The 24956-nt window shown below is 67.0% G+C and carries 26 protein-coding genes; 15 read left to right on the forward strand and 11 right to left on the reverse strand.

The window, feature by feature from the left end:
• The first annotated feature begins 46 nt into the window (after positions 1–46).
• Positions 47–667 carry a class I SAM-dependent methyltransferase gene (locus tag P0Y33_RS15115; protein WP_279528213.1) on the forward strand — a complete coding sequence of 207 codons (621 nt, stop codon included), beginning with the start codon at positions 47–49 and terminating at the stop codon, positions 665–667.
• A 105-nt stretch (positions 668–772) separates the two neighbouring features.
• The gene (map, locus tag P0Y33_RS15120) at positions 773–1669 is read left to right on the forward strand and encodes a type II methionyl aminopeptidase (protein WP_279528214.1); all 897 of its coding nucleotides are present in this window, start codon (positions 773–775) and stop codon (positions 1667–1669) included.
• Between the two features lie 73 nt (positions 1670–1742).
• On the opposite strand, the gene P0Y33_RS19025 is transcribed toward map, so the two are convergent.
• A complete protein-coding gene (locus P0Y33_RS19025; protein WP_328518017.1) occupies positions 1743–1943 on the reverse strand; it encodes a DUF7835 family putative zinc beta-ribbon protein in 201 nt (66 codons plus the stop codon).
• Positions 1944–2135: 192 nt separating this feature from the next.
• Between P0Y33_RS19025 and P0Y33_RS15125 the strand changes: the two genes are divergently transcribed.
• Both P0Y33_RS15125 and P0Y33_RS15130 read left to right on the forward strand, forming a co-directional pair.
• Positions 2136–2678 carry an HIT family protein gene (locus P0Y33_RS15125; protein ID WP_279528215.1) on the forward strand — a complete coding sequence of 181 codons (543 nt, stop codon included), beginning with the start codon at positions 2136–2138 and terminating at the stop codon, positions 2676–2678.
• Between the two features lie 42 nt (positions 2679–2720).
• Entirely contained in the window at positions 2721–3641 is a 921-nt protein-coding gene (locus P0Y33_RS15130) for a cation diffusion facilitator family transporter (RefSeq protein WP_279528216.1), read from the forward strand.
• Here P0Y33_RS15130 and P0Y33_RS15135 read toward each other — a convergent pair whose 3' ends face one another.
• Entirely contained in the window at positions 3642–4016 is a 375-nt protein-coding gene (locus P0Y33_RS15135) for a cupin domain-containing protein (protein WP_279528217.1), read from the reverse strand.
• A gap of 65 nt (positions 4017–4081) precedes the next feature.
• Between P0Y33_RS15135 and P0Y33_RS15140 the strand changes: the two genes are divergently transcribed.
• Together P0Y33_RS15140 and P0Y33_RS15145 are read left to right on the forward strand one after the other, a co-directional pair.
• The gene (locus P0Y33_RS15140; protein WP_279528218.1) at positions 4082–4876 is read left to right on the forward strand and encodes an aldo/keto reductase; all 795 of its coding nucleotides are present in this window, start codon (positions 4082–4084) and stop codon (positions 4874–4876) included.
• 85 nt (positions 4877–4961) lie between these two features.
• Positions 4962–7112 carry a GH32 C-terminal domain-containing protein gene (locus P0Y33_RS15145; protein ID WP_279528219.1) on the forward strand — a complete coding sequence of 717 codons (2151 nt, stop codon included), beginning with the start codon at positions 4962–4964 and terminating at the stop codon, positions 7110–7112.
• Position 7113: 1 nt separating this feature from the next.
• Here the strand turns inward: P0Y33_RS15145 and P0Y33_RS15150 are convergent, their stop codons facing one another.
• A complete protein-coding gene (locus P0Y33_RS15150) occupies positions 7114–8454 on the reverse strand; it encodes a glycoside hydrolase family 68 protein (RefSeq protein ID WP_279528220.1) in 1341 nt (446 codons plus the stop codon).
• 132 nt (positions 8455–8586) lie between these two features.
• On the opposite strand from P0Y33_RS15150, the gene P0Y33_RS15155 reads away from it, so the two are divergent.
• Positions 8587–9603 (forward strand): family 43 glycosylhydrolase, encoded by a 1017-nt coding sequence (locus P0Y33_RS15155; protein WP_279528221.1) that lies wholly within the window; start codon positions 8587–8589, stop codon positions 9601–9603.
• Between the two features lie 7 nt (positions 9604–9610).
• On the opposite strand, the gene P0Y33_RS15160 is transcribed toward P0Y33_RS15155, so the two are convergent.
• Complete coding sequence (locus P0Y33_RS15160; RefSeq protein ID WP_279528222.1) at positions 9611–10153, reverse strand: metal-dependent hydrolase; 543 nt, start codon at positions 10151–10153, stop codon at positions 9611–9613.
• Between the two features lie 104 nt (positions 10154–10257).
• Between P0Y33_RS15160 and P0Y33_RS15165 the strand changes: the two genes are divergently transcribed.
• Positions 10258–11445, forward strand: coding sequence for a redox-regulated ATPase YchF (locus P0Y33_RS15165; protein WP_279528223.1), 1188 nt, complete (start codon positions 10258–10260; stop codon positions 11443–11445).
• A gap of 9 nt (positions 11446–11454) precedes the next feature.
• On the opposite strand, the gene P0Y33_RS15170 is transcribed toward P0Y33_RS15165, so the two are convergent.
• A complete protein-coding gene (locus P0Y33_RS15170; protein WP_279528224.1) occupies positions 11455–11805 on the reverse strand; it encodes a DUF5518 domain-containing protein in 351 nt (116 codons plus the stop codon).
• Between the two features lie 81 nt (positions 11806–11886).
• On the opposite strand from P0Y33_RS15170, the gene P0Y33_RS15175 reads away from it, so the two are divergent.
• Positions 11887–12855: a D-2-hydroxyacid dehydrogenase gene (locus tag P0Y33_RS15175; protein WP_279528225.1), complete on the forward strand. Its 969-nt coding sequence runs from the start codon at positions 11887–11889 to the stop codon at positions 12853–12855.
• A gap of 81 nt (positions 12856–12936) precedes the next feature.
• Entirely contained in the window at positions 12937–14064 is a 1128-nt protein-coding gene (pdhA, locus tag P0Y33_RS15180) for a pyruvate dehydrogenase (acetyl-transferring) E1 component subunit alpha (RefSeq protein ID WP_279528226.1), read from the forward strand.
• Between the two features lie 38 nt (positions 14065–14102).
• Here the strand turns inward: pdhA and P0Y33_RS15185 are convergent, their stop codons facing one another.
• Both P0Y33_RS15185 and P0Y33_RS15190 read right to left on the reverse strand, forming a co-directional pair.
• Positions 14103–15215, reverse strand: coding sequence for a branched-chain amino acid ABC transporter permease (locus tag P0Y33_RS15185; RefSeq protein ID WP_279528227.1), 1113 nt, complete (start codon positions 15213–15215; stop codon positions 14103–14105).
• Positions 15216–15239: 24 nt separating this feature from the next.
• Positions 15240–16643, reverse strand: coding sequence for an ABC transporter substrate-binding protein (locus P0Y33_RS15190; protein WP_279528228.1), 1404 nt, complete (start codon positions 16641–16643; stop codon positions 15240–15242).
• A 112-nt stretch (positions 16644–16755) separates the two neighbouring features.
• Here P0Y33_RS15190 and P0Y33_RS15195 point away from each other — a divergent pair, with 112 nt between their 5' ends.
• From P0Y33_RS15195 to P0Y33_RS15205, 3 genes are read left to right on the forward strand one after another with little or no spacing between them, the layout of a single operon-like run.
• Positions 16756–17640 (forward strand): branched-chain amino acid ABC transporter permease, encoded by an 885-nt coding sequence (locus P0Y33_RS15195; protein WP_279528229.1) that lies wholly within the window; start codon positions 16756–16758, stop codon positions 17638–17640.
• Between the two features lies 1 nt (position 17641).
• Entirely contained in the window at positions 17642–18439 is a 798-nt protein-coding gene (locus P0Y33_RS15200; RefSeq protein WP_279528230.1) for an ABC transporter ATP-binding protein, read from the forward strand.
• Complete coding sequence (locus tag P0Y33_RS15205; protein ID WP_279528231.1) at positions 18436–19161, forward strand: ABC transporter ATP-binding protein; 726 nt, start codon at positions 18436–18438, stop codon at positions 19159–19161. The genes P0Y33_RS15200 and P0Y33_RS15205 overlap by 4 nt, the downstream gene beginning before the upstream one ends.
• 12 nt (positions 19162–19173) lie before the next feature.
• On the opposite strand, the gene P0Y33_RS15210 is transcribed toward P0Y33_RS15205, so the two are convergent.
• The 4 genes from P0Y33_RS15210 to P0Y33_RS15225 form a co-directional block, all read right to left on the reverse strand.
• Positions 19174–20517, reverse strand: coding sequence for an FAD-dependent oxidoreductase (locus tag P0Y33_RS15210; protein ID WP_279528232.1), 1344 nt, complete (start codon positions 20515–20517; stop codon positions 19174–19176).
• Between the two features lie 129 nt (positions 20518–20646).
• Positions 20647–20961 carry a thiamine-binding protein gene (locus tag P0Y33_RS15215; RefSeq protein ID WP_279528233.1) on the reverse strand — a complete coding sequence of 105 codons (315 nt, stop codon included), beginning with the start codon at positions 20959–20961 and terminating at the stop codon, positions 20647–20649.
• A 52-nt stretch (positions 20962–21013) separates the two neighbouring features.
• Positions 21014–21232, reverse strand: coding sequence for a hypothetical protein (locus P0Y33_RS15220; RefSeq protein ID WP_279528234.1), 219 nt, complete (start codon positions 21230–21232; stop codon positions 21014–21016).
• Between the two features lie 330 nt (positions 21233–21562).
• Entirely contained in the window at positions 21563–22474 is a 912-nt protein-coding gene (locus P0Y33_RS15225) for an HAD family hydrolase (protein ID WP_279528235.1), read from the reverse strand.
• A 238-nt stretch (positions 22475–22712) separates the two neighbouring features.
• On the opposite strand from P0Y33_RS15225, the gene P0Y33_RS15230 reads away from it, so the two are divergent.
• A complete protein-coding gene (locus tag P0Y33_RS15230) occupies positions 22713–23582 on the forward strand; it encodes a hypothetical protein (protein ID WP_279528236.1) in 870 nt (289 codons plus the stop codon).
• 117 nt (positions 23583–23699) lie between these two features.
• The gene (locus tag P0Y33_RS15235; protein WP_279528237.1) at positions 23700–24953 is read left to right on the forward strand and encodes an ornithine cyclodeaminase, nickel-pincer nucleotide-dependent; all 1254 of its coding nucleotides are present in this window, start codon (positions 23700–23702) and stop codon (positions 24951–24953) included.
• The last annotated feature ends 3 nt before the right edge of the window (positions 24954–24956 follow it).

Here is a 24956-nt window from a genome sequence, read left to right on the forward strand (position 1 = left end):
ACGACCGACGGTGGTCTTTTCCGTCGTGGGGCCGTCCTTCGACGAAGTGGATTCTACCGACGCGCGCCGGCAGTGGGCGAACCGGTCGGGCGAGTACTCTCCCCGTTACTACGCCTACTACGGCCCCAACGAGGCGAGCGAGTGGATTCGCGAGGACCTCGACGGCGCGGTCGGACACGACGCGTCCGTCCTCGAACTCGGCTGTAGTTCGGGACGGCACCTCGCGCACCTCCACGACCACGGCTACACCGACCTCGCCGGTGTCGAGGTCAACGCGGAGGCCGTGGACGTGATGGCCGACGTCTACCCCGACACCGCCGCCGCCGCGGACGTCACCGTCGCACCCATCGAGGAGGTAGTCACCGACTTCGCGGACGACGAGTTCGACGCCGTGTTCGCCGTCGAGGTTCTCCAGCACCTCGACCCGGAGGCGGAGTGGGTGTTCGACGAGATCGCCCGCGTCGCCGGCGAACGGCTCCTCACCGTCGAGATCGAGGGCGACGACGAGCGTGAACCCGGCGAGTACGACGTGAACTACGTCGACGAGGGCCTGCCGCTGTTCTACCGGAACTGGGAGCACGTCTTCACCACGCGCGGGTGGGAGCAGGTGGCCGTCCACGAGGAGGGCAACGACACGCTCCGGGCGTTCCGACCCCAGCGAGACTGAGCGACTGACGGGCGGCCGGGCGGCCGGGCCGGTGGGCGGACGGCCGTGGCGCTCCGGCGACGGCAGGACACAAACCCTATTTCTACCACCCGCGAACGTCGGGGTATGACCGACACCGTCGAACTCGGCTCCGAGGAGTACGAGAAGTACCAGGAAGCCGGGGACATCCTCGCGCAGGTGATGGACGAAGCGGAGGAGAGAGTCGAAGTGGGCGCGAAACACCTCGACGTCGCGGAGTTCGCGGAGAACCGTATCGAGGAACTCGGCGGCGAACCGGCCTTCCCCGTCAACATCAGCGTGAACGAGGAGGCGAGTCACGCGTCCCCCGGCGCGGACGACGACACCGAGTTCGGCGAGGACATGGTGTGTCTGGACGTCGGCGTCCACGTCGACGGCTACATCGCGGACGCCGCGACCACGGTCGACCTGACTGACACGCCCGAACTCGTCGAGGCGGCCGAGGAGGCCCTCGACGCCGCCCTCGACGTCGTCGAGGCGGGCGTCCACACCGGCGAGGTCGGCGCGGAAGTGCAGGACGTCATCGAGGCCTACGGCTACAACCCCATCGTCAACCTCACCGGACACGGTCTCGACCACTACGACGCCCACGTCGGCCCGAACGTGCCCAACCGCGCCGTCGACACCGGCGTCGAACTCCAGGCCGGCGACGTCCTCGCCATCGAACCGTTCGCGACGACCGGCACCGGGAAGGTGACGGAAGGGGCCAAGACCGAGATCTACGAGGTCGTCGAGGAGGGCCGCGTCCGGCAGAAGCAGGTCCGCGAGGTACTCGAAGAGATCGAGGAGAACTTCGACGGTCTCCCGTTCGCCGCCCGCTGGGTCGACGCCCCGCGTGCGGAGATGGCCATCCGGCGCCTAGAGATGGCCGGCGTCCTCCGGAGCTACCCGGTGCTCAAAGAGGACGAGGGAACGCTCGTGAGCCAGGCCGAACACACCGTCGTCGTCACCGAGGACGGCTGCGAGATCACGACCGAGCGCTGAACCGCGGACGGCGCGGCCGCTGGGAGGTGTAGGAAATAACGAAGTGGGGGGAAATCGGACCGCCAGTCTGGCGTTACGCGTTGTTCATCCGCTGACTGGTTTCCGTACCGCAGGACCGACACTCGGTCACGCGGTAGGGCTCGCGCGAGAACTCGGAGTTCTCGGACTTCGAACTCTCCGTTTTGAGTTCGACGGAAACGGAGTGCGCCGTCTCCTGCCCACAGTTCTCGCACAGTTCGGTCATACCGTCGGAGTGTGGAGTTTTACTCGCCATCGGAACCACCCTCGTATTCACGAACACACTCCGTACACAAAAACCTCGTCCTTGGTACAGACCGTTCACACCGTTCACTGGCTTTCGGACAGTCTCACACGCGCGGGCGAACACACTTATCGGACCTCGCCTCGCGTTCGAGGGTCGTCGCGAACCGAAAGGTTTCCTCCCGAATCCGGCCTACGGCGGGGTATGGACCAGGTGTTCGCGCCGTGGCGGATCGAGTGGGTCGAACGCGAGGAGAAGAACCCCGACGTCGACGAGTGCGTCTTCTGTGAACTCCCCGAGCACGGCGACGACCGTGCGGCCCGTGTCGTCGCGCGCAACGACCGCGCCTACGTCCTGTTGAACAACGCGCCGTACAACCCCGGCCACGTCATGGTCATCCCCGACGAGCACGGCGGCGACTACACCGCCCTCGACGACGAGACGCTACTCGCGCACGCGAGACTCAAACAGCAGACACTCGACGCGCTAGAGGCGGCGTCGAACCCTGACGCGTTCAACACCGGGATGAACCTCGGTGGCGGCGCGAGCGGCGGGTCCATCGAGGACCACGTCCACACCCACGTCGTCCCGCGCTGGTCGGGCGACACGAACTTCATGCCGGTCGTCTCCGACACGAAGGTCATCGTCGAGGGCCTCGACGACAGTTACGACCGCCTGCACGAGGCGTTCGCCGCGCTGGACGGCGCGACCGTCCCGGCCGAGGACGCGGCCGTCGAACTCGACTAGCCAAGAGAAACTTCCTTGGTCCCGTCCGCCCGAGAAGCGGACGTGCAACGTCGCGGCGCCGTCCGCCGGGTGAGTTTCGTCCTCCTCGCCGCCAACGTCGCGCTCTTCGTCGCGAAGGGCACCGTCTGGTGGTACACCGACAGCCTCGCGGTCGGGTCCGAAGCCGTCAACAGCCTCGCGGACAGCGTCTACAGCCTCATCGTCCTCGCGGGTCTCTACCTCACGACGCAACCGCCGGACTTCGAACACCCACACGGCCACGAACGCATCGAACCGTTCGTCGGCCTGTTCGTCGCGGTCGGCGTCCTCGGCGCGGGAATCGCCATCCTCTGGCGGGCGACGACCGAGATTCTCGCCGGGCCGACCGGCGTGACCGTCGGGCTTCCGGCAGTGGGCGTCCTCCTCACCACCGCAGGCGCGAAGTACGGACTCTACCGCTACTGTCTGCGCGTCGGCGAAGAACACAACTCCCCGGCCGTCGTCGCGACCGCCCTCGACAACCGCAACGACATCCTCACCGCGGCCGCCGCGCTCGTCGGCGTCCTCGGGACGGCCGCGGGCTACCCGATTCTCGACCCCCTCGCCGCGGCCGTCGTCTCGCTGGGCGTCCTCTACACCGGCTACGAGATCGTCCGCGACAACGTCGACTACCTCGTCGGGTCGGCCCCGCCCGAAGAACTCCGCGAGGAGATCCACGAACGCGCACTCTCACACCCGGAAGTCCACGGTGCCCACGACGTCGTCGCCCACTACGTCGGTCCCGAAGTCGACGTCAGTCTCCACATCGAGGTCGAGGGCGACATGACGCTCGACGAGGCCCACGAGATCGAGAGCGAGATCGTCCAGCGCATCCGCGAGTTGCCGGAGGTCGACGACGTGTTCGTCCACGTCGACCCGCGGGAACTCGGTGAGTGGAAGTCCGACCACGACCCCGAGAAGTGGACTGCCGACGGCGAGGAGTAGTCACTCCAGTTGCTCGGGTTCCGCGACCGTCCGCTCGCTCTCGTCGGCGTCGCCCGTGTTGAGCGTCCCCGCCGGTTCGAAGAGGAGGACCTTCGTCTCCTCGTGGGCGACCGGGCGGTGCTCGACGCCCGCGGGGACGGTGAGGAGTTCGCCGTCGCCCAGACGGACGTCGTCGTGTTCGCCCTCGCGGAACTCGACGGTGAGGTCCCCGTCGAGCACGTAGAAGAGTTCGTCGGCGTCTTCGTGGGCGTGCCAGACGAACTCGCCGTCGAGGCGGGCGGCCTTGACGTGCTGGCCGTTCAACTCGGTGAGGACGCGGGGCGACCACGTCTCCTCGAACTGCGCGAAGGCGTCGTCGAGTGCGACTTTCTCCATAGTGACGCGTACGCGCTCGTGGGGATAAGCGAACCGCTAAGGGGCCGTCCGCCGACGACTCACGCATGGACGAAGCGGCGGACGCCACCGACGGCGAGACCCTCCCACGACTCGGACTCGGCACGATGGGTATCGAGGACCCCGACGACATCTCGCGCGCACTCGACCTCGGCTACCGGCACCTCGACACCGCCCAGATATACGGCAACGAGGCGGTGGTCGGCGACGGACTCGCCGCGTCGTCGGTCCCGCGCGAGGACGTGTTCGTCGCGACGAAGGTGTGGGCCGACGAACTCGGCTACGACGACGTCCTCGCCTCCACCCGCCGGAGTCTCGACCGCCTCGGCGTCGCGACGGCGGACCTCCTCTACGTCCACCGCCCCATCGAGGCGTACGACCCCGAGGAGACCCTCGCCGCGTTCGACGAACTCAACGAGGAAGGGAAGATCCGCCACGTCGGCGTCTCCAACTTCGAAGTGGCCGAACTCGACGTCGCGATGGACCGCCTCGACGCCCCGCTGTTCGCCCACCAGACCGAGTTCCACCCGCTCTTCTACCGCCAGGAGTTGCTCGCCCACGCCCAGCGTCACGGCTACTGGCTGGTCGCTTACTCGCCGCTCGCGGGCGGGCGGGTCGGCGACCTCCCCGAGATTCGCGAGGTGGCCGAGAAACACGACGCGACGCCCGCGCAGGTGACCCTCGCGTGGTTGCTCGGCAAGCCCAACGTCGCCGTCATCCCGAAGGCCGCGAGCGAGGTCCACCAGCGCGCGAACCTCGACGCCCGCGACGTGGACCTCGACGACGAGGACGTCGCGACCATCGAAGGCATCGAGCGCGAAGAGGAACTCTTCCCCGAGTAACAGAGTGCGATGGGTGCGGATATCGGCCGGCGCACGGTCCGAAACTATCATTACGGATTCCCACCACGTTCGAGACGAGAACTTCATGCACGTCGGTTGTCTCCGTCGGGGCGAACCCACCAGCGAGCAGCGTGTCGCTTACGACTGGTGTCGGGAGACGTTCCCCGGCGCGTCGACGGTGTCCTTCGACGACGTCGCGACGGGGACGGCCGACCTCGGGTCGTTCGACGCGCTCTGGTGGCACCGCGACACTCCACTCGACGGAGCCGACTGGCTCGCCGACTGCGCCGAGGCGTTCCGAACGGCCGCCGACGAGGGGACGGGGTTGTTCCTCTCGTTGCACGCCCTCGCGGCCGTCGACACGCTCGGCGTCGACGACGTCCCGCCGGACGCGACGGGGACCGACGGCGTCACCGACCCGGAGGGGCTCCTCTGGAAGACCGTCCACGACGACCACCCGCTGTTCGAGGGGTTCGACACCCGCCGCGTCCACACTCGCGGCGCCGGTGTCACCCAACCCTTCGCCCGGTACGAGGACGTCCTCCCCGCCCGCGGTGAGATCCTGGCCTGTGGACTGCGCGGCGACGACGACCTCTACCCGCAGAAACACGCCGTCGGGTGGGACTGGGGAGCCAGCGCGGTCGTCGGCGTCGGCGACGCACTCGCCTTCCACGAACCGACCGACGAGGTCTGCGAGCGCGCCCGCCACCGCGTCGTCGAGAACGTCCTCCAGACGCTCGGGGAACGGCCCGAATCCGTCACCGACCGACCGGCCACTGGCGACGAACTGCGCTCGCTCCGCGGACGCATCGACGACCACAACCGCCCGCGCTACCACCTCACGCCGCCCGCCAACTGGCTCAACGACCCCAACGGTCTCGTCGAGTGGAACGGCCGCTACCACGTCTTCTACCAGTACAATCCGGCGGGTCCGTTCCACGGGACGATCCACTGGGGCCACGCGGTGAGCGACGACCTCGTCCACTGGGAGGACGAACCGATCGCCCTCTCGCCGGACCCGGACGGCCCGGACCGCGACGGCTGCTGGTCGGGGTGTACCGTCGTCGACGACGGGACGCCCACGTTCGTCTACACGGGTGGGCGTGGCGGCCGTCAACTCCCGTGTCTCGCGACCGCCGACGACGACTCGCTCCGGACGTGGACGAAGGACCCGGCGAACCCAGTCATCGAGGAGGTCCCGGTCGAGATCGACGTGCTCGCCTCCGAGGAGTGGCACGCGGAGTTCCGCGACCACTGCGTCTGGAAGGACGGAGAGTTCTGGTACCAGGTCATCGGCTCGGGTATCTCGGAGGTAGGGGGGACTGTCTTGCTCTACCGCTCGCGTGACCTCCAGGAGTGGACCTACCTCGGTCCCATCCTGACCGGCGCGTGGGAGGGTGCCGGCGCGATGTGGGAGTGTCCCGAACTGCTCGACCTCGGGGAGACCCAGTTGCTCCACGTCTCGAACTACGCGGACGTCCTCTACTTCCTCGGTGACCTCTCCGACGGCCGCTTCCACGTCGACGAACGGGACCTCCTCGACTACGGCGACTTCTACGCGCCGCAGTCGATGACCACCGAGTCGGGCCGCGAACTCACCTTCGGGTGGCTCCCCGAGGCGCGCTCGGAGCGCGCACAGTGGGACGCCGGGTGGTCGGGCGCGCTCTCGCTCCCGCGCGAACTCGCCGTCGAGGACGGGACGCTCCGCCAGCGACCCGCACCCGAAGTGCGCGACCTGCGGGGCGAACACACCGCGCGGACGGACCTCGTCGTGGACGGGGAGACCGCACTCGACGTCTCGGGGACGGCGCTCGAACTCGACCTGACGGTCGACGTCACGGACGCGGCGTCGTTCGCGCTCGTCGTCCGCGAGTCCCCCGACGGGGAGGAACGGACACCCGTCCGCTACGACGCCGATGCAGGCGAACTCGTCGTCGACCGCTCCGCGTCGAGTCTCGACGTCGAGACGACGCGCGACGAGCAACGGATGCCGGTCGACGTCGAGGAGACGCTCTCCCTCCGCGTGTTCGTCGATGGCTCCGTCGTCGAGGTGTTCGCCGAGGAGCGTCGGTGTCTCACGAGCCGTATCTACCCGACGCGCGCCGACAGCGACGGCGTCTCGCTCGAAGCCGAGGGTGGCGAGGCGGTCGTCGAGTCACTCGACGTGTGGGAACTCGGCGACGCCTGGGAGACCGACGCGGCGGCGCCGGACGCCACCTCGCCGACGCCCGAGTGAGTCAGTACTCGCCGTTCCCGTCTGTGTCCCCGTCCGCCTCGTCGCCGAGCGGTCGCTCGGCCGCCAGGGGGTCGACCGGCGGGAGTTCCTCGTCTTCGAGCGGCAGGTGGCCGTAGTCGAGCGTCCCGAGGACGCGCGTCCGCTCGCCCGCGAGTTGGATGCGGAGCGTCGGGGCGAGCGTGCCGCCGAACTTCTCGCGCTGTTCGTCCGGGTGGAGGTGGCCCACGTCGTCGAGGTGGAGGCCACCGAGGTCGTAGTAGTTGAAGAAACTCGTCACCAGCAGTTCGTCGCGGTGGCCGTAGGCGAGCCACGAGTACGCCTGGAACGGCGCGTTGTGTGGGTTCGCCACCACGAGTCCCGAGTCGTTGAGCGGTTCGTACTCGCCGCGGAGGGAGTCCGAGACGAAGCCGTAGAGGGCGTCGAAGCCGTCGAGACCGGGCGCGAACGTGTGCTCGTGGCTCGGCGTGAACAGGTAGTAGCGACCGTCGCGGACGACGACGTGTGGGCGTTCGAGTTCCTGGTTGACGCACGCGCCGTCGAGGATGGGACGCTCCATCTCCCACTCGGTGGGGTCGCCGGAGGGCGAGGTCGCGACGCCGATACAGCCGTTGTAGGCGCGTCGACCGTCGTCACCGCCGCACCCGTCCTCGGGGATCGGAGTGTTCGCCTCGAACAGCAGGCAGGTCTCGCCCGTCTCGGGGTCCTCGAAGAACCACGGGTCGCGGAAGGTGTAGATGAGGTCGCTCTCCCGTTCGGCCTGCGTCTGGGTCTCGTACCAGTCGCCGTCGGGGGTCAAGAGTACCTCGTGGTCCCACGGTCCCGCGAGGTCGACGCCCGACTCGTCGGCGTGGATAGTGCCCCCGGTGCCGACGCAGATGCGTTGCTGGTAGGAGAGTTCCTCGGCGTCGGCGTGCCCCGCGGCGGTGTAGTAGAGGTAGAGTTCCTCGGCGTCGCGGTCGTACATCGCCGACCCGGCCCACTGCCGGGAGCCGAGACTGCGTTCGGGGTCGAACACCCGGCCGCCGGTCTGCCACGACTTCCCGTCTTTCGAGTAGAAGTAGCGGATGGTCGCCGAGTCGTGGCGCTTGCCGGGGAGCATCTCGGCGGGCGCGGTCAGCGCGAGGACGACCCGCCACCCGTCGAAGGTGGCGAACGAACCGTCGCGTTCGCGTAGGAGCCAGGTGTCCCAGATGTGGAGGTCTGGGTCGGTCTCCTCGTCGGGTGGGTAGATGACGGGTGCGGTCGTCTCGGGCGTCCGCTCGATGCGAGCGGCGTCCTCGCGCGTCCACGTCGACGTCGCCCCCCACTGGCGGGTCGTCTCGTGCGTGCCTCTCTCAGTCATACCCATAGAGGTGGGTTCGGCCGACATAATCCCTGCCTTCTCGTTTCTTCACTTCCGAGTTAGGCATCCACAGCACGGCCGACTGTCCTTCGTTTCGAAACACTATCCTCTCGGAGACCCCCACGTCGAGGTATGTCTCGTCTCGACTCCCCCTCACGCGAGGACCGGTCGGTCAGGTACGCGCCGCCGGGGATGTACTTCTGGGACTTCTGGCTCTTCCGCGAGGACGACACCTACTACCTCTACCACCTGCAGGCGCCACGCGTCGGCGACGAGGGAACCCGACACTTCAACGCCTCCGTCGGCCACGCGACGTCGACGGACCTCGTGGAGTGGTCCCACGAGGGGACGGCGCTCGTCTCGGGGGACGGCGACGCGTGGGACGACGCCGGAACCTGGACGGGGTGTACCGTCTCCGACGGCGACCGCTACTACCTCTTCTACACGGGGCGACGCGGTCGCGAGACGGTGCCCGGCGGATTTCCGGGTCACACGCAGCGTATCGGCGTCGCGGTCAGCGACGACCTGCGGAACTGGGAGAAACACGACGCGAACCCGGTCCTCGAACACGACGGCGAGTGGTACGCCGACCACACCGAGACGTTCGACGGGACGACGCCGTGGCGCGACCCCGAGGTCGTCTACGACGAGGACAGCGGGTACTGGTACGCGTTCGTCACCGCCCGCGACCGCCGGAAACCGGCGGGAGAGCGGGGCTGTATCGCCCGCGCGCGCTCGACCGACCTCGTCGACTGGGAGGTGCTCCCGCCCGCGTGCTCCCTCGGGAACTACGCGAAGATGGAGGTGCCCGACCTCCACTACCACGACGGTCGGTGGTACCTACTCTTCTCGGTGAAACGCGACGAGTACGCCGAGGACAACCCCCGCGAGCGCGAGACTGGCGTGCGCTACCTCGTCGGCGACTCCCTCAGCGGCGCGTTCCGCGAACCCACGGACAACCTCCTGATGGGCGACGACGTCCCCGGGTTCACGGGCCGGTGGGTCGAGACGCCCGGCGGCGACACCGGGTTCGCGACGTGGACGGCCGGTCCCGAGGAAGGCTACGACACCGACCACCCCTACACGTTCGCCCGGCCGTGGCGCGTCGAGTGGACGGACGACGGGCCAGAACTGGGCGAACGACTGTAGTCGACCCTCACTCCCGCGTCGCCACGAGCGCGGCGGCGTGGACCGAGAGGCCGGCCGCCAACACACCGAGATTGACGGTCATCGCGTGGACCGCGACGACGTCGAGTGCGACGACGCCGTCGACGACCGGCCAGAACGGTTCGACCGGTTGGGCGACGTCTGGTGCCGACAGCATGTCCGCAGCGACGTGGCTCGCCCACCCCACCGCGATAGCGACGCCGGCGAACGCACGCGGCCGGGACCGAACCGGAGACCCCTCCGCGAACCGGTCGCGAAACCGGGTCGGTGCACGTCCCACGAGTGCCGCAGTCGCCGGCCCGAGAACGACGCCGGCGACGACTGCGGCGAGGAACGTGTGGACGACGCCGTGGTGGTGGACCAGCGGCAAGAGGAGGCCCGCGTCGGGTGCGACTCCCGCGAGCATCGCGAGCAGCCCGAAGGCTGCCGCGTCGCGACGGTCGAGGACGAGCCACGCCGGTGCGGCGACGAGCAACGCGACTCCGAGGTGTCCCGGTGACTGCACACGTCGGTCGACGGGCGCCACGGTCATGTGTCTACTCGCCGCGCACTCACAGCGCCGAGAACCCTGTAAACACACCACACGACCCTCCAGCGGTAGAAATCCGTTTAGGCGAGGAGTGCATTTCTCCGGCAATGAGTTACCGGATCGGTCTGGTCGGCAAGCCCTCCGTGGGCAAGTCGACGTTCTTCAACGCGGCGACGATGAACGACGTCCCCGAGGGCGCCTACCCGTTCACCACCATCGACCCGAGCGTCGGCGAGGCGTACGTCCGCACCGACTGTGCGGCCCCCGAGTTCGACGAGGAGTGTCAGCCCTCCGTCGGCGTCTGCGAGCACGGCACCCGCTTCGTGCCCGTGAAACTCGTCGACGTCGCGGGTCTCGTCCCCGGCGCCCACGAGGGCCGCGGTCTCGGCAACCAGTTCCTCACCGACCTGAACGAGACGGACGTCCTCGTCCACGTCGTCGACTTCTCCGGCACGACCGACATCGAGGGCGAGGCGACCGAGGGTCACGACCCCCGCGAGGACATCGACTTCCTCGAAGCGGAACTCGACGCATGGTACCTCGACATCCTCGAGAAGGGTGTCGAGCGCTACGAGACCCAGCACGTGGCGGACGTCGACCCCGAGGACGTCCTCGGCGAACAGCTCTCGGCGTTCGGCATCAAACCCGCCGAGATCAAACAGGTCGTCCTCTCGCTCGGCCTGGCGGTCACACCCACGGAGTGGGACGCCGACGAGAAGGAGGAACTCGCCCGCGAGATCCGCAAGCGCACGAAGCCGATGGTCGTGGCGGCGAACAAGATGGACACGCCCGCCGCCCAGGAGAACTGGGACGAGATCACGTCGGACCCCGACTACGACCACCTGGAGTTCGTCCCGGTCTCCGCGCACGCGGAGAAGGCACTGAAGAACGCCAAAGAGCAGGACGCCGTCGACTACACGCCCGGCGACGACGACTTCGAGATCACGGCGGACCTCCCCGCCGAGAAGGAGCAGGGACTCGAACAGATCCGCGAGTTCGTCACCGAGTTCGACGGCACGGGCGTCCAGAAGGCCCTCGAAGCCGCCACGTTCGACGTCCTCGGGCTGAAGGCCGTCTTCCCCGGCACGGCCTCCGGCGACTGGACGAAGGGACCGTTCCGCGACTGCTTCCTCCTCCCCGAGGACGCGACCGCGGAGGACTTCGCTTACCACCTCCACTCGGACATCGGCGACGGTTTCCTCCACGGGATCGACTGTCGCGACGAGCGACAGGTCGGCTCCGATACGGTCCTCGATCACCGCGACGTCGTCGAAGTCGTCTCGACGAACCAGTAGACCCGCGATTCAGTCGAGGTACTCTTCTCTGAAGTAGACGCCCGCGTAGCCGCCGATGGCGCTCAGTGCGACGGTGTAGACGAAGACGCCCGCGAAGACGGCGAAGAAGAGGACGCTCGCGACCGCGCCGACCTCGACGCCGAAGAAGAAGAGTCCCACGACGACGAACCCGAAGAAGGCGAGCGGGACGGTCGCGAGTGCGCCCGAGATAGCGCCGACGCGGATGCCGTCGCTCCGGCCGCGATTCTGTAGGTAGCCCGCGAGCGCCCCGCCGAGCACCGGCGACACCGGGAGGAACGCGAGGACTACTGTAGCGACTGCACCGAGCACCGCGTTGACGAACGTGTCTCCTTCACCCATGTCCAGAGGTGGGTCGGGAATCAGGAAAGCCCTGTCGGAGACGACAGTACGCCTTTCACCGATCGGGTCGTCGGTGCGCGCATGGCCGACACCGACGCCGATCACCCACGAATTCTCGTCCCGCACCACGTCCGGGACAGCGCCGCCCGCACGCTCGACGCCGAGTTGACCGACCGCCTCGGCGAAGACGTCGTCGTGACGACCGACACGCCCGCCGAGACGGTGGCGGCGGCCGAAGACGCCGCGGTCGTCGTCGCCGACCACTACGACGCCGACCTGTTCGACGCCGCACCGGACCTCCGGTGGGTGCAGGCCGTCAGCGCCGGCGTCGACGACTACGACCTCGACGCGCTCCGCGAACGCGACGTCGTCCTCACGAACGCCTCCGGCGTCCACGCCGAACCCATCGCCGAACAGGTGCTCGGCTCCCTCCTCACGTTCGCCCGGAACATCCACACGGGCATCCAGCAGCAAGAGGAGGGCGTCTGGGAGGCGTACGGTGGTCACGAACTCCGGGACGCGACCGTCGGCGTCGTGGGGTTGGGTGCCATCGGCGGGCGCGTCGCCGAGCACTGCGACGCACTCGGCGTCGAGGTAATCGGGACGAAACGCGACCCCAGCACCGCCCCCGACGCCGTCGACGAGGTGTACGGCCCGGACGACCTCGACGCGATGCTCGCGCGCTCGGACTACCTCGTGCTCGCCTGCCCCCTCACCGAGGAGACTCGCGGTCTCGTCGGACGGGAGGAACTCGAGGTCCTCCCCGAGCAGGCCGTGCTCGTGAACGTCGCGCGCGGCGAAATCGTCGACCAGGACGCCCTCGTGGAGGCGCTCCAGAACCGCCGTATCCGCGGGGCCGCCCTCGACGTCTTCGAGGAGGAACCACTCCCTCAGACCTCCCCGCTGTGGGACCTCTCGCGCGCCGTCGTCACGCCCCACATGGCCGGGAGCACCCCACACTACTACGAGCGAGTCGCCGCCATCGTCGCCCGGAACTACGAGCGCTTTCGCGAGGGGGCCCTCGACGACTTCGAGAACCGCGTCGTCTGAATCACTTATGTACTCCCTCGGGGTACATAAGGGACCCATCCGCACCTTCATGGTCCGTGGCGGCCATCCTCTGCCTATCGAATGACCCACGACGTGCTCGACCGCGCGGCGGACGACCGGGTACAGATTCTCGACCCCGACGGGGAGGTCGTCGCACCGGACCTCCTCCCGGACCTCGACGACGAGACGCTCGTCTCGATGTACCGCGACATGCGCTTCTCCCGGCGCTTCGACGAACGGGCCATCAGCCTCCAACGACAGGGCCGGATGGGGACGTACTCCTCGCTGGCCGGTCAGGAGGGGTCACAGATCGGCTCGACGTACGCGCTCGGCGAGGAGGACGCCATCGTCTACCAGTACCGCGAGCACGGGGCCGTCGTCGCTCGCGGCTTTCCCTGGGAGTACCTCCTCTACTGGATGGGCCACGAGGCGGGGAACGCCGCGCTCGCGGACGTGAACGTCTTCCCACTGAACATCACCATCGCCGACCAACTCCCCCACGCCGTCGGGTGGGCGTGGGCCGCGAAACTGCGCGGCGACGACAACGTCACCGTCTGTCACTTCGGCGACGGCGCCACCTCGGAGGGGGACTTCCACGAGGCGCTCAACTTCGCGGGCGTCTTCGATACGCCCAACGTCTTCGTCTGTAACAACAACCAGTGGGCGATTTCGACGCCGCGCGAGCGCCAGACGGCGAGTGCGACCTTCGCGCAGAAGGCCGACGCCTACGGATTCGCGGGCGTCCAGGTCGACGGGATGGACCCGCTCGCCACCTACGTCGTGACGAAGGCGGCCCGCGAGAAAGCTCTCGACCCCGACGAGGACGCGGGCGAACTGCGGCCGACACTCGTCGAGACCGTCCAGTACCGCTACGGCGCCCACACGACCGCCGACGACCCCACACGCTACCGGACGGAGTCCGAAGTCGAGGAGTGGAGCGAGAAGGACCCACTCGACCGCTTCGAGACGTTCCTCCGCGGACGCGGACTCCTCGACGACGACCTGCTCGAAGAGATGGACGCGGAGATCGAGGCGACGCTCACCGAGGCGGTCGAGCGGGCCGAAGCCTTCGAGCGCGACCCGGAGGGCCACTTCGACCACGTCTACGCCGAGCGACCGGCCCGACTCGACGACCAGCGCGCGGAGTTGACCCGGCTACGCGAGGAACACGGCGACGAGGCGCTGCTCGAAGAAGACCTCCAGGAGTAGCGCGACCGAAAGAGAGGGACGGGGGTCGGGTCTCGTCGTTACTCGCCCGTCTCCTCGCCGTCTTCACCGAAGAGGCGAGCGCGGAGTCGCTCGAGTCCGCCGGCGGCGCCGTTCTCGAAGAAGAGGACGGCCAACAGGAGGATGAAGCCGAAGACGAGTTGCCAGTGGGCTTCCAGCGCGGGCACCTGGCTGATGAACCAGCGCAGCACCTCGTAGAGGAACGAGCCAGCGAGCGGGCCGAGGAACGAGTACGGCCCGCCGATGACCGTCATGATGACGGGTTCCGCCGAGAACGACCAGTAGGCGAGTCCGGGACTGACGTTGCTGAGGAGCGGTGCGTACAGCGCCCCCATCAGCCCGGAGAACGCCCCGCTGATGACGAAGGTCGCCCACGAGTGCCGGGTGACGTCGATACCGAGCGCCCGTGCCCGTTCGGGGTTCTCGCGGATGGCTGTGCAGACCTCCCCGAAGGGCGAGCGGGTAATCCGCCAGATGGTGTACATCGCCCCGGCGAAGAAGAGCAGCACGATGAAGTAGAACGTGTTGTAGCTCGTGATGTTCATCAACTGGAACGAGAACCCGAAGAGGTCGACCTGCCCCGTCGCCGAGTAGGGGATCGTCAGCCCGTCCGAGCCGTTCGTCGCCAGCAGCCCACCGAGTCCGAGGAGTTCGCCGACCTGACCGCTGATGTCCTGGTTGATGACGACGTAGATCGCCATGCTGAACGACAGCGTGATCATCGCGAAGTAGATCTCCTCGAGTTTGACGCTGAGGTAGCCGACCAGGACGGCGAGCACCGTTGCGAGGACGACGCCGGTGACGATCGCACCGGCGAACGTCATCAGGACGGACACGCCGCCGAACAGTTGGTCGAACCCGAGTGCGGGGCCGATGGTCCGGAAGAACTTCGCCGCCGCGTAGGCCGAGACGGCGACGAACATCGCGTGACCGAACGAGAGCAGCCCAGTGTAGCCGTAGAGGAGGTTGAACGCCGTCGCGAAGATGGCGAACAACAACACCTCGATGAGGACGGCCGTCTTGACTGGTCCCAGCAGGAAGGGTGCCACGAGCAGCAGGGCTGCGAGGACGACACCGGAGGTGAATCGGGACTGCTCGTCGCCGAGGAACCGTTGACGTAACGCGTGTATCATGTAGTTCGAGAGGGGGTGAGAAGCTTAGACTCCGGGCGGGAGGCCGCTCCCGGAGAGGAGTTCCTTCGCCGTCGCGCGGTCGAGTGAGTAGGCGTAGGCCGGGTCGAGTCCGACGCCGTCGTAGGGGACGCCCGGTCCGGGGCCGTCGTTCCCGTCGGCGTCGCTCCGGGCGGTCTTCCCGATACTGGTCGGGGCGCTCGCCTGGTGGGTGTCGGCGTCCATCGTCCACGTCCCGCGGGGGCCGGTGTACTCCGCGCCTTCGAGTCCGCTGATGATGTCCGACGGCGAGGTAGACTCGTTCTTCTCCATCGCCCGCTTGAGGAGCCAGAGCGCGGACGTCGTACTCGGCCCGGTGAACGAGGGGATGTTGATGGTGCTCGAGTCGTCTTTGTACTCGTTCCAGTAGTCCTGCAGGAACTTCCGGTTCTCCTCGTTGTCGAAGGAAGAGTGCCAGTACCACGAGGAGTAGTGGTACCCCTCGGGCATGCTGTTACCCAGCGACTCGAACACCGTCGGGTCGGCGCCCAGCGTGTCGAAGACGTCGACGGCCTGGTCGAAGAGGCCCTGCGACGCTGCCTGCTGGGCGAACGTGACGGAGTCGCCGGCCCAGAAGGAGGTGACGACGAGGTCCGGGTTCGCGTTCATCACCGAGTTGATCTGTGGGGTCATGTCGCTCGCGCCGAGTTGCGGGAACTCCGAGGCGACGTACTCGTAGTCGGCTCCGAGACCGTCGGAGAAGGCCTTGAAGTACTCCCAACACTGGTGACCGTAGGCGTAGTCCGGCCCGATAGTCGCGACGCGCTCGATGCCGTCGAGTTTGTCGTGGGCCAGTTTCGCCATCCCGTAGGTGTTGATCGTCGTGTTCGCCGTCGTCCGGAAGATGTTCTTCTTGAACGCGGCCTTCCCCCCTTCGTCCTGGTAGAAGTTGCCGTACTTCTCCGTGTTCGGCTCCGTAATGTACGGCGTGCCGATGTCCGTGAGGACGAGCGGGACACCGAGTTGCTCGACTGTCGGGGCGGTCCCGAGCGTCACGCCGGACGACGTGAGTCCGATCATCGCGTCGACGCCCTCCGACTGGACGAGGTCCTTGAAGTGCTGGTTCGCCTTACTGGTGCTCCCCGCGTGGTCGCGGGTGAGGAGTTCGACGTCGCGGCCCATGATGCCGCCCGCGTCGTTGATCTGTTTGACGCCGAGTTTCGCCCCCGCGACGGACGCCTGTCCGAGTGCCTCCGCGATACCGGAGAGCATGTAGACGGCGCCGATCTTGATCGGCCCGCCGCTGCCCCCACCACCGCCGAGCGCGCTACAGCCGGCGAGTCCCGCCAAACCGGTCGCACCGGTCGCGCCGAGGAACGTCCGTCGGTCGAGGTACTTCCTCGTGTGGTCGACGAGGTCGCGCCGGTCGTGTTGATTGCTGTCTCTTGCCATGGAGCCCACTACCAATAGGAAGAATGTTCGTTATATATCTTCCCCTGAAAACGTTAGACGGCTGAACGGTTACCGTCGAAACGTTTAATCGTACTGTTTGTAAGTAGTGGGTATGGTAAGCATTGGCTTGCTCTTCGACCAAATCATCACTGGCCTCAGTATCGGGGCGCAGTTGTTCCTCGTGGCTGTCGGGTTGAGCCTCATCTTCGGGGTCCTCGAGGTGCTCAACTTCACTCACGGCGTGCTGTACATGATCGGCGCGTACACTGGTGTCACGATAGTCGAGAGCGCCTACGGCGGGTTCTGGGTCGGTGTCGTGGCGGCGGCGGTCGTCGTCGGACTCCTCGGTATCGTCATCGAGGCTGGCCTCATCCGTCGGATCTACCACCGTGAGGAACTCGACCAACTGCTGTTGACCTTCGCGCTGGTGTTGATACTGACCGACCTCACACGAACCGTCTTCGGGTCCGGCGCGTACGTCATCGACCCGCCGGCGCTGTTCAGCGGGACCATCCAACTCGCGGAGAGTCTCTCGATCACCTCCTACCGTGCGTTCATCGTCGCGGTCTCGGTCGCCGTCCTCGGTGGCCTCTACTTCGTCCTCCGGACGACGAACGTCGGCCGACTGGTACGGGCGACGTCGAGCGACCGCGACATGGCCCTGCTGCTCGGCATCGACGTGCCGAAACTGTACACCGGCGTCTTCTTCGTCGGGAGCGCGCTCGCGGGGATCGGCGGGGCGCTCGCGGCGCCGCTCGGGGCCGTCACCCCGTCGATGGGGAACCAGGTCATCATCAACGCGTTCGTCGTCGTGGTCATCGGCGGCCTCGGGTCGTTCTCCGGGGCGTTCGTCGGCGCGTACGCCATCGGCCTCCTCATCGCACTCGGGAGCATGGTCGTCTCTGGGGCCGGCCAACTGTTCCCGTTCCTGGCGATGATCGCGGTGCTCGTGTTCAAACCGGAGGGACTGTTCAACCCCGAGGAGGGGGGTGCCTGAGATGACGACGGTACTCGAAACCGAGGACTTGCGCCGCGAGTTCGGCGCCCTTTTGGCCGTCGACGACGTCTCCGTCCAGATCGACGACGAGGAGATCACCAGCATCATCGGGCCGAACGGTGCCGGGAAGACGACGTTCTACAACATGTTGTCGGGGACGCTGAAGCCCACCTCGGGCGAGGTCCGCATCCGGCCTCGAGCGGACGCCGACGCCGAGCGAACCGACGGCGGACTCGTCACCGTCACCGGGATGGAACCCCACGACATCAACCAACTCGGTCTCTCGCGGGCGTACCAGATCAACAACGTCTTCGACGGACTGACCGTCCTCGAGAACGTCCGCATCGCGCGGATCAGCCGAGGCGACCGGAAGTTCGACCTGCGGTCGGTCGCCGCCGACGACGACGCGCTCAACGAGGAGGCACGTCGGATCCTCGAACTCACCAACCTCCAGGACGCCGCACACACGAAGTGCGCCGAACTCTCGCACGGCGACGTCCGGAAGGTGGAGATCGCACTCGCGTTGGGCACCGACCCCTCGGTCGTCCTCCTCGACGAACCGACGGCCGGGATGAACGCGACGGAGACCCGGCGGATGGTCGACCTCATCGAGGACCTCGACGAGCAGACCGACACGACGTTCGTCCTGACCGAACACGACATGGAGGTGGTCCTCGGGATCTCCGATCGCATCCTCGTGTTGAACAACGGCGAACTCATCGCCAGTGGCTCGCCGGACGAAGTGATGGCGGACGAGACCGTCCGCGAAGCGTACCTCGGGAAAGGTGAGAACGAATGAGCCTCCTCGAACTCGACGGCGTCGACGCGTACTACGAGAACAGCCACGTCCTCTTCGACCTCGACATGACGGTCGAGGAGAACGAGATCATCGCACTCCTCGGGCGCAACGGCGCCGGGAAGACGACGACGCTCCGGAGCATCGTCGGGTCGACGGTCACGCGACGCGAAGGGGAAATCACCTTCCGCGGCGAGGATATCTCCTCGCGCTCCGCGAACCAGATTAGCCGGAAGGGTATCAAACTCGTCCCCGAGGGGCGGCGCGTCTTCCCGACACTGACGGTCCACGAGAACCTCCAGGTGGCGGCCGAGACGGCCGTCGATCCCCGGCCGGTCGAGGAGATGTACGACATCTTCCCGGTGCTCGACGACCTCCGGGGGAACAACGGGCAGAACCTCAGCGGCGGTGAACAGCAGATGCTCTCGGTGGCGCGGGCGCTCGTCCAGCGACCGGACCTCCTCCTGCTCGACGAACCGACCGAGGGCCTGGCCCCCGTCATCGTCGACGACCTGCTCGAGGTCCTCCGGAACGTCGTCGAGGAAGACGTCACCGTCATCATCACCGAACAGAACGTCGACTTCGTGCTCGAACTCTCGGAGCGCGCCTACATCATCGACAAGGGCGCGAACGCCTGGGACGGGACGACCGAAGAACTGGAGAACCGCGAGGAACTCCTCGACGAGTACCTCTCGGTTTCGACGGCCGACGAGGCCGCCGACTGACCGTCGACTGCCTTACTCGTCGGCGCGCGGGAAGTTCCCGATGGTCTCCTCGCGGAACGCCTCCTCGTCGAACTCGTAGTCGTCGCCGAGGAACTCGATCAGTTGGCGGGTGTCACGCATGGCGTTCTTCAGGCACGTCGACGCACCCGGCGAGGGCGTGATGTTGAAGATGATGTCGTCGCCGACGAGTTTCGCCTCGCCCATGTCGAGGGACTTCGTCGAGGTATCGACGATCTGCGGGCGGACGCCACCGTAGCCCTTCGCCCGCGAGATATCGTCGACGTCGGCGCTCGGGACGACCTTCTGCACGTGCGGCAGGAAGGCCCGTCGGCCGACCTCGGGGATGTCGTAGACGAGGTTCTTGAGCACGTAGGGCAGGAGGATGCGGTCGGCGAGGATGTTGGCGTAGCTGAGGAACGAGGCGACGTTCAGCCCGAACACGTCGAGGAAGTCGCTCACGGTAGAGATCCGGCCGCGCTCCAGCGTCGGGACGAGTTTCGCGGTCGGGCCGAAGCGCGTGACCGTCGGGTCGTGGACGTCGGCGTCGCCGTGAACCGCGGCGAACGGGAGTTTCTTCATCTGGAGGGTGTACACCTTCCCGTTCAGGAAGTCGTCGGCGAGGAAGAAACTCCCCGCGACCGGGAGGAGTACGAGGTCCTCGCCGTAGCCGAGTTCCTTCGCGATCTGGAGGCTGTGCGACCCCGCCGCGACGACGGCGACGTCGCAGTCGAACGGCCCGTCGTCGGTGGAGACCGTGTAGCCGTCGGTGGTCTCCGTGATGTCCTCGACTTTGGTGCCGGTGAAGACGTCGACGTTGGTCTCCTCGCGGGCCTGCTCGACGAAGGACTTCGACGTCGCGCCGTAGTCGACGACGTAGCCGTCGGGCGTCTGGAGTGCGAGCAGGTCCTTCGAGGGGTCGCGATCCTCGACGACCTTCGGTTCGAGTTCCGCGATCTCGTCACGGTCGATGGGGCGGAGTTTCGGGAAGAGGTCGCCGAACCCCTCCTCGTGGTAGCGCTCTTCGAGTTTCTGGACCTCGTCGTCGCCGACGCCGAGAACCATCTTACTGCGCTTGGCGTGCATCTCGCGGTCGGGGTCGTGGTTCTCCAGGTAGCCCGCGAGGAGTTCCGCGCCCTCCTTGACCTCCTCTGCCTTCTCCAGGGTGTAGTTCGTCTCGATGTCCCCGAAGTGGAGCGTCTGGGAGTTGTTCGTGTGGTGGGAGTTGATCGCCGCGATCTCCTCTTCTTTCTCTACGAGTGCGATAGAGTCGACGTCGGTGAACTTCGCGGTCGTGTACAGTAACGACGCGCCACTGATTCCGCCCCCGACGATGACGAGGTCGTATTTTCCAGACATGAGTGTGGTAGTGAATCTATCTCAGCTACCACGCTCCAGCGGTTTAACTCATGTTTTATCGCCCGGAGAAACCTCGACAACTGCAGAACCGGCCTTCGACGACCGCGACAAGTCGGCCGCCGAGCGCGCTCACTCACTCCGCGCCGGGCGGTCGAGGTGGGCTTCGACCCGGTCGACTTTCTCCTCGACGGCGAGATCCGACTCCCGGAAGTGGTCGACCGTCAACTGGGTGTACGTCCGCGAGGCGTCGACGGCTTCGGTGGCGGCGCGGGCGGCCGCGAACACGGTCTCCAGGTCGTCGGCTTCGATCGTCGTCTCCATCGGGTGTGTCTCGTAGCGCACGTCGAAGTCGTCGAGGGCTTCGACGGCGGCGGCGATCTCGGCGTCGAAGTCGACGTCTGGGTCGTCGAGCGGTGCGACGGTCAGCGCGGCAGTGACGGTCATCGCACGGACGTCGTGACGACCGAGTAATAAATGAGGGTGGTCGAGGTACCGGTCAGTGTGAACCGCCGACGTACGCGTTCTCGCCGTCGGCGAGGTTCCCGAGTCGGTCGGTCGAACCGGCGTCGAACTGGGACTGGCACCGCGCGACCCAGGAGGCGTCAGTGTCGGGCGCGGTGGTCGACGTATCGGTCTCGGCGTCGGACGCAGTGGCGGTCGTGGACGGTCGGGCGGGCGGTGCGGTCGAGTCGTGCGTGGATGCGTGTGTGCTCACAGTCGGGCGGAGTCTGGGGCGCGTGCGGCGGGTGGTCGTACGGTTGTTCGAGTCGAGGAAGGAGTCAAGCGCGTACGCGTACGACCAGTTTCATCGTCTGCTTCCGGCTTCGACCCAGTTCTACATAATTGTTACTGTGGGTTGTGGGGTGCTCACTCACCGCGTCCGAGCGACGGGCAGTCTCCAGAAAGTGGGCCTCGGCACTCATAGGGCTCGTCGTCCGCCGGCTGCCGAGACCGGCTCGGCCCGGTGCCTTCGTCATCGGCCACCGCCGAGTAGGTGCCCGGGTCGAAAAACGGTGTCGCCACGCCCGTTGCGTTCTCGCCGCCCTCACCACGAGTCGAGTCGGTCGAGGACGGCGTCGAGTGCGTCCACGAGCGGGACGTCGTGCGGAACGACCAGCGGCCGATTCGCGTCCATCGCCGCCTCGACGTGGACTGGGTCGGCGGGGAGCGCGAGCGCCTCGGCGTCGTCTGTGAACGGACCGTCACCGGAGACCCCCTCGACCCCGAGGAACACGTCCGCGGCGTCGGCCATCTCGCGGTCTACCGGGGAGTCGCCCGCGGCGACGACGTACTCCCACGACCGGGTCTCGCGGAGGCGTTCGACCGCGGCGCGTTTCTCGACCACGGAGTAATCGCCGGTGAATCGGCCGTCCGCGACGCTGCACGTCGTCGCGGCCGTCCAGTCGGGTTCGCCGGTGAGTCGGGCCGCGTACGCGGCGGCGACGTGCTCGGGCACGTCGGTCACGAGGAACGGTTCGACGGTCCCGTCGTCGTCGAAGCGGGAGACGAATCGCTCGTCGACCGGGAGCCACTTCTCGGCCACGCGCTCTGCGGCCGCGTGGACCCTCTCTGGTCGTCGTCTACGGAGGAATCGGCCGTACGCGTCGAGGACGGTTCGCTGCATCTCGCGGTAGTCCGTGGATTCGGCGTCCGTGCTGCCTGTCCTGGCGTGTTGCGCCCGAACGAACCAGCGGAGGGCACGCGCGGCGGCGCCGTCGCCGAAGACGGACTGCACGGCGTCGAGGAGTCGAAACGCGAGCGAGAACGTCTGACGGGCACGCTCGCCCCCGCGGAACGTCGCGACCGCGCCGAGTGCCTCGCGGAGCGCGCGTCGGTCGTCGCCCGCGACGTCGAGGAGCGGGGAGAACTGGACGTACCCCATCGTCTCGACGAAGACCGACCCCTCCCGGTAGACGGTGCCGTCGACGTCCAGGCAGAGTCCGATCCGTCCGTCCATACGTGCGTCTCCCCCGCGGGGCGGAAAGCCGTTGCCGTCGACGCTGCGGACACGTACCGCTGTGCTGACCCATCTGAACGACGTAATTTATGTCGGGTCGACAACAGGGCTGCCGTCAGAACCTGTATCTTGGACTCTCCCCCCAGAGAACCCGTTTGAAGAGTTCGTCGCCACCACGATTTTCCGTGTCACACTACGAATGTCTGGTGCCTGTCAGAACTCGGCAGGTGACTCCCTCATGCCATCGCAAAAGGTTCTCACGCTCGCGACAGTGGCGATGCTGCTCGTCGGCGGCGTGGCCGGCGCCGCCGCGGTGACGACGTCGAGTGCACAGGACAGCGACCAGTTCGAACACATCGAGACGACGGACAACGGGGAAGACGACCTGAAACTCCCCGACGACTTCCGCGGAAAGATCACGGTCAAGTTCGACTACAAACGGACCGGTGACAAAGCGAAGTACAAGTACAAACTGAAGGTCTCTCACAAGAACGGCGAGACCGAGAAGTACAAGATCACGCCGACCGGGAACCTCTCCGACCAGGACCTCCCGTTCGGTGACTTCCTCGAGGGCGACGGGACGCTCGCCTTCGACGTCCACGAGGGCAACGACACGGCGTTCCCCGTCGCCAAGGACGCGCCCGGCAAGTACTCCGTCGAGTACACGGCGACCGACGGCAAGGTCGAGTTCAAGGCGACCTACACGTACGACGCCGGTGCGGCGAACAAGGACGTCCCCGGCTTCGACTTCAACGACGACACGCAGGACGAAGACGACTTCAACCCGACGAAAGAGGACGTCGTCGGCCAGTTCAAGACGAGTTACAAGTCGACCGACGACAAGACGAAACTGAACTTCGAGTACAAGGCGAAGAAGGAGAACGTCGACGAACTCCCCTTCGACATCGACCTCGACGACACGAGCAACGCCGACGACGGTGACCTCGCGGTCCCGGTGATGCCGCAGGTCGTCGGCGACTACAAGGTCGAGTACAAGACGACCGAGGAGAAGGTCGACTTCAAGGTGAGCTACAAGGTCAAACAGCACACGGTCGACTCCATCCCGGTCGACCTCAACCTCGACCCCGACGCCAACGACGACACCTGACGCGGTCGTTTCGTCACTCCGTACCCCTACCCATCCTCTTTCTGTTCGGGCCTACGAGGCCCGCCAGTTCTGCCGGCGACGGTAACGGTAATGGTCCCGACTCCCGTGCGTCCGACCATGACCGTCGCGCGCACCGTCGAGCTGGAGGGACACATCATCGACTCCGGCATCATGCAGCAGTGTTTCGAGACCGTCATGGAGATGGGCGGCAACTTCGACGTCGAGGAGTTCGACGTCGGCCGCCACAAGGACGCCGAGTCCTACGCCCGCCTCCGCATCGTGGCCGACGACGAGGAGACCCTCCAGTCCATCGTCCACGAACTCCACCAGATCGGTGTCAACCCTACCGAGCCGCAGGACGCCCAACTCGAACCCGCACCCGAAGACCAGGTCGTCCCCACGGGCTTCTACTCGACGACCAACCACCCGACGCAGATTCGCGTCGACGGCGAGTGGTGGGACGTCGAGGACATGGAGATGGACTGCGCCGTCGTCGTCGACCGGGAGACCGGCACCGCGACGACGAAGGTCCTCAACGCCATCGACGAGGACGACCTCGTGGTCGTCGGCGAGGCCGGCATCCGCGTCGACCCGCCCGAACGCCCGCGCGACGGCGGCGGTCCCTTCGGCTTCATGCAGGGCGGCGTCTCCGCCGAGCGCCCCTCCGAGTCGCTCATCGCCGAGGTCGCGGACGCGATGCAGGAGACCAAAGACGAGGGCGGGAAGATCCTCGCCGTCGCCGGCCCGGCGCTCATCCACTCGGGCGCGGGTGACGCCCTCGCCGCCCTCGTCCGCGAGGGGTACATCGACGGCCTCTCGGCGGGCAACGGCTTCGCCGTCCACGACGTCGAACGCGGGATGTACGGCACCTCCCTCGGCATGGACATCGAGACGCTCGAACACCCCCGCAAGGGCCACAAACACCACATCTACGCCATCAGCGAGGTCATCCGCTCGGGCAGCATCCCCGAGGCCATCGAGGATGGGAAGATCCAGGAGGGCGTGATGTACGAGTGCGTCCAGAACGACGTCGACTACGTGCTCGCGGGCTCTATCCGCGACGACGGCCCCCTGCCCGACACCATCTCGGACACGGTCGAGGCGCAGAACGCCATCCGCGAGCAGGCCCACGAGGCCGACATGGTCCTGATGATGTCCACCCTGCTGCACTCCGTCGCGGTGGGCAACTGTCTCCCCTCCACCACCAAGGTCGTCTGTGTCGACATCAACCCCGCCACCGTCACCCAACTGCTCGACCGCGGGAGCGCCCAGGCCATCGGGATGGTCACGGACATCGGGACGTTCGTGCCGACGCTCGCCGAGAACCTGCTCGGCGACGAGGCGGGCGAGGAGACCGGTATCTACGAGTGAGGA

The sequence above is a fragment of the Halospeciosus flavus genome (genome assembly GCF_029814175.1).
In the GTDB taxonomy this organism is placed as follows: Archaea; Halobacteriota; Halobacteria; order Halobacteriales; family Halobacteriaceae; genus Halospeciosus; species Halospeciosus flavus.

Coding starts and splice junctions, on each gene's coding strand:
- map (WP_279528214.1), top strand. CDS start 773: ATGACCGACACCGTCGAACTCGGCTCCGAGGAGTACGAGAAGTACCAG.
- P0Y33_RS19025 (WP_328518017.1), bottom strand. CDS start 1,943: ATGGCGAGTAAAACTCCACACTCCGACGGTATGACCGAACTGTGCGAG.
- P0Y33_RS15125 (WP_279528215.1), top strand. CDS start 2,136: ATGGACCAGGTGTTCGCGCCGTGGCGGATCGAGTGGGTCGAACGCGAG.
- P0Y33_RS15135 (WP_279528217.1), bottom strand. CDS start 4,016: ATGGAGAAAGTCGCACTCGACGACGCCTTCGCGCAGTTCGAGGAGACG.
- P0Y33_RS15140 (WP_279528218.1), top strand. CDS start 4,082: ATGGACGAAGCGGCGGACGCCACCGACGGCGAGACCCTCCCACGACTC.
- P0Y33_RS15145 (WP_279528219.1), top strand. CDS start 4,962: ATGCACGTCGGTTGTCTCCGTCGGGGCGAACCCACCAGCGAGCAGCGT.
- P0Y33_RS15150 (WP_279528220.1), bottom strand. CDS start 8,454: ATGACTGAGAGAGGCACGCACGAGACGACCCGCCAGTGGGGGGCGACG.
- P0Y33_RS15155 (WP_279528221.1), top strand. CDS start 8,587: ATGTCTCGTCTCGACTCCCCCTCACGCGAGGACCGGTCGGTCAGGTAC.
- P0Y33_RS15160 (WP_279528222.1), bottom strand. CDS start 10,153: ATGACCGTGGCGCCCGTCGACCGACGTGTGCAGTCACCGGGACACCTC.
- P0Y33_RS15165 (WP_279528223.1), top strand. CDS start 10,258: ATGAGTTACCGGATCGGTCTGGTCGGCAAGCCCTCCGTGGGCAAGTCG.
- P0Y33_RS15170 (WP_279528224.1), bottom strand. CDS start 11,805: ATGGGTGAAGGAGACACGTTCGTCAACGCGGTGCTCGGTGCAGTCGCT.
- P0Y33_RS15175 (WP_279528225.1), top strand. CDS start 11,887: ATGGCCGACACCGACGCCGATCACCCACGAATTCTCGTCCCGCACCAC.
- pdhA (WP_279528226.1), top strand. CDS start 12,937: ATGACCCACGACGTGCTCGACCGCGCGGCGGACGACCGGGTACAGATT.
- P0Y33_RS15185 (WP_279528227.1), bottom strand. CDS start 15,215: ATGATACACGCGTTACGTCAACGGTTCCTCGGCGACGAGCAGTCCCGA.
- P0Y33_RS15190 (WP_279528228.1), bottom strand. CDS start 16,643: ATGGCAAGAGACAGCAATCAACACGACCGGCGCGACCTCGTCGACCAC.
- P0Y33_RS15195 (WP_279528229.1), top strand. CDS start 16,756: ATGGTAAGCATTGGCTTGCTCTTCGACCAAATCATCACTGGCCTCAGT.
- P0Y33_RS15200 (WP_279528230.1), top strand. CDS start 17,642: ATGACGACGGTACTCGAAACCGAGGACTTGCGCCGCGAGTTCGGCGCC.
- P0Y33_RS15205 (WP_279528231.1), top strand. CDS start 18,436: ATGAGCCTCCTCGAACTCGACGGCGTCGACGCGTACTACGAGAACAGC.
- P0Y33_RS15210 (WP_279528232.1), bottom strand. CDS start 20,517: ATGTCTGGAAAATACGACCTCGTCATCGTCGGGGGCGGAATCAGTGGC.
- P0Y33_RS15215 (WP_279528233.1), bottom strand. CDS start 20,961: ATGACCGTCACTGCCGCGCTGACCGTCGCACCGCTCGACGACCCAGAC.
- P0Y33_RS15225 (WP_279528235.1), bottom strand. CDS start 22,474: ATGGACGGACGGATCGGACTCTGCCTGGACGTCGACGGCACCGTCTAC.
- P0Y33_RS15230 (WP_279528236.1), top strand. CDS start 22,713: ATGCCATCGCAAAAGGTTCTCACGCTCGCGACAGTGGCGATGCTGCTC.
- P0Y33_RS15235 (WP_279528237.1), top strand. CDS start 23,700: ATGACCGTCGCGCGCACCGTCGAGCTGGAGGGACACATCATCGACTCC.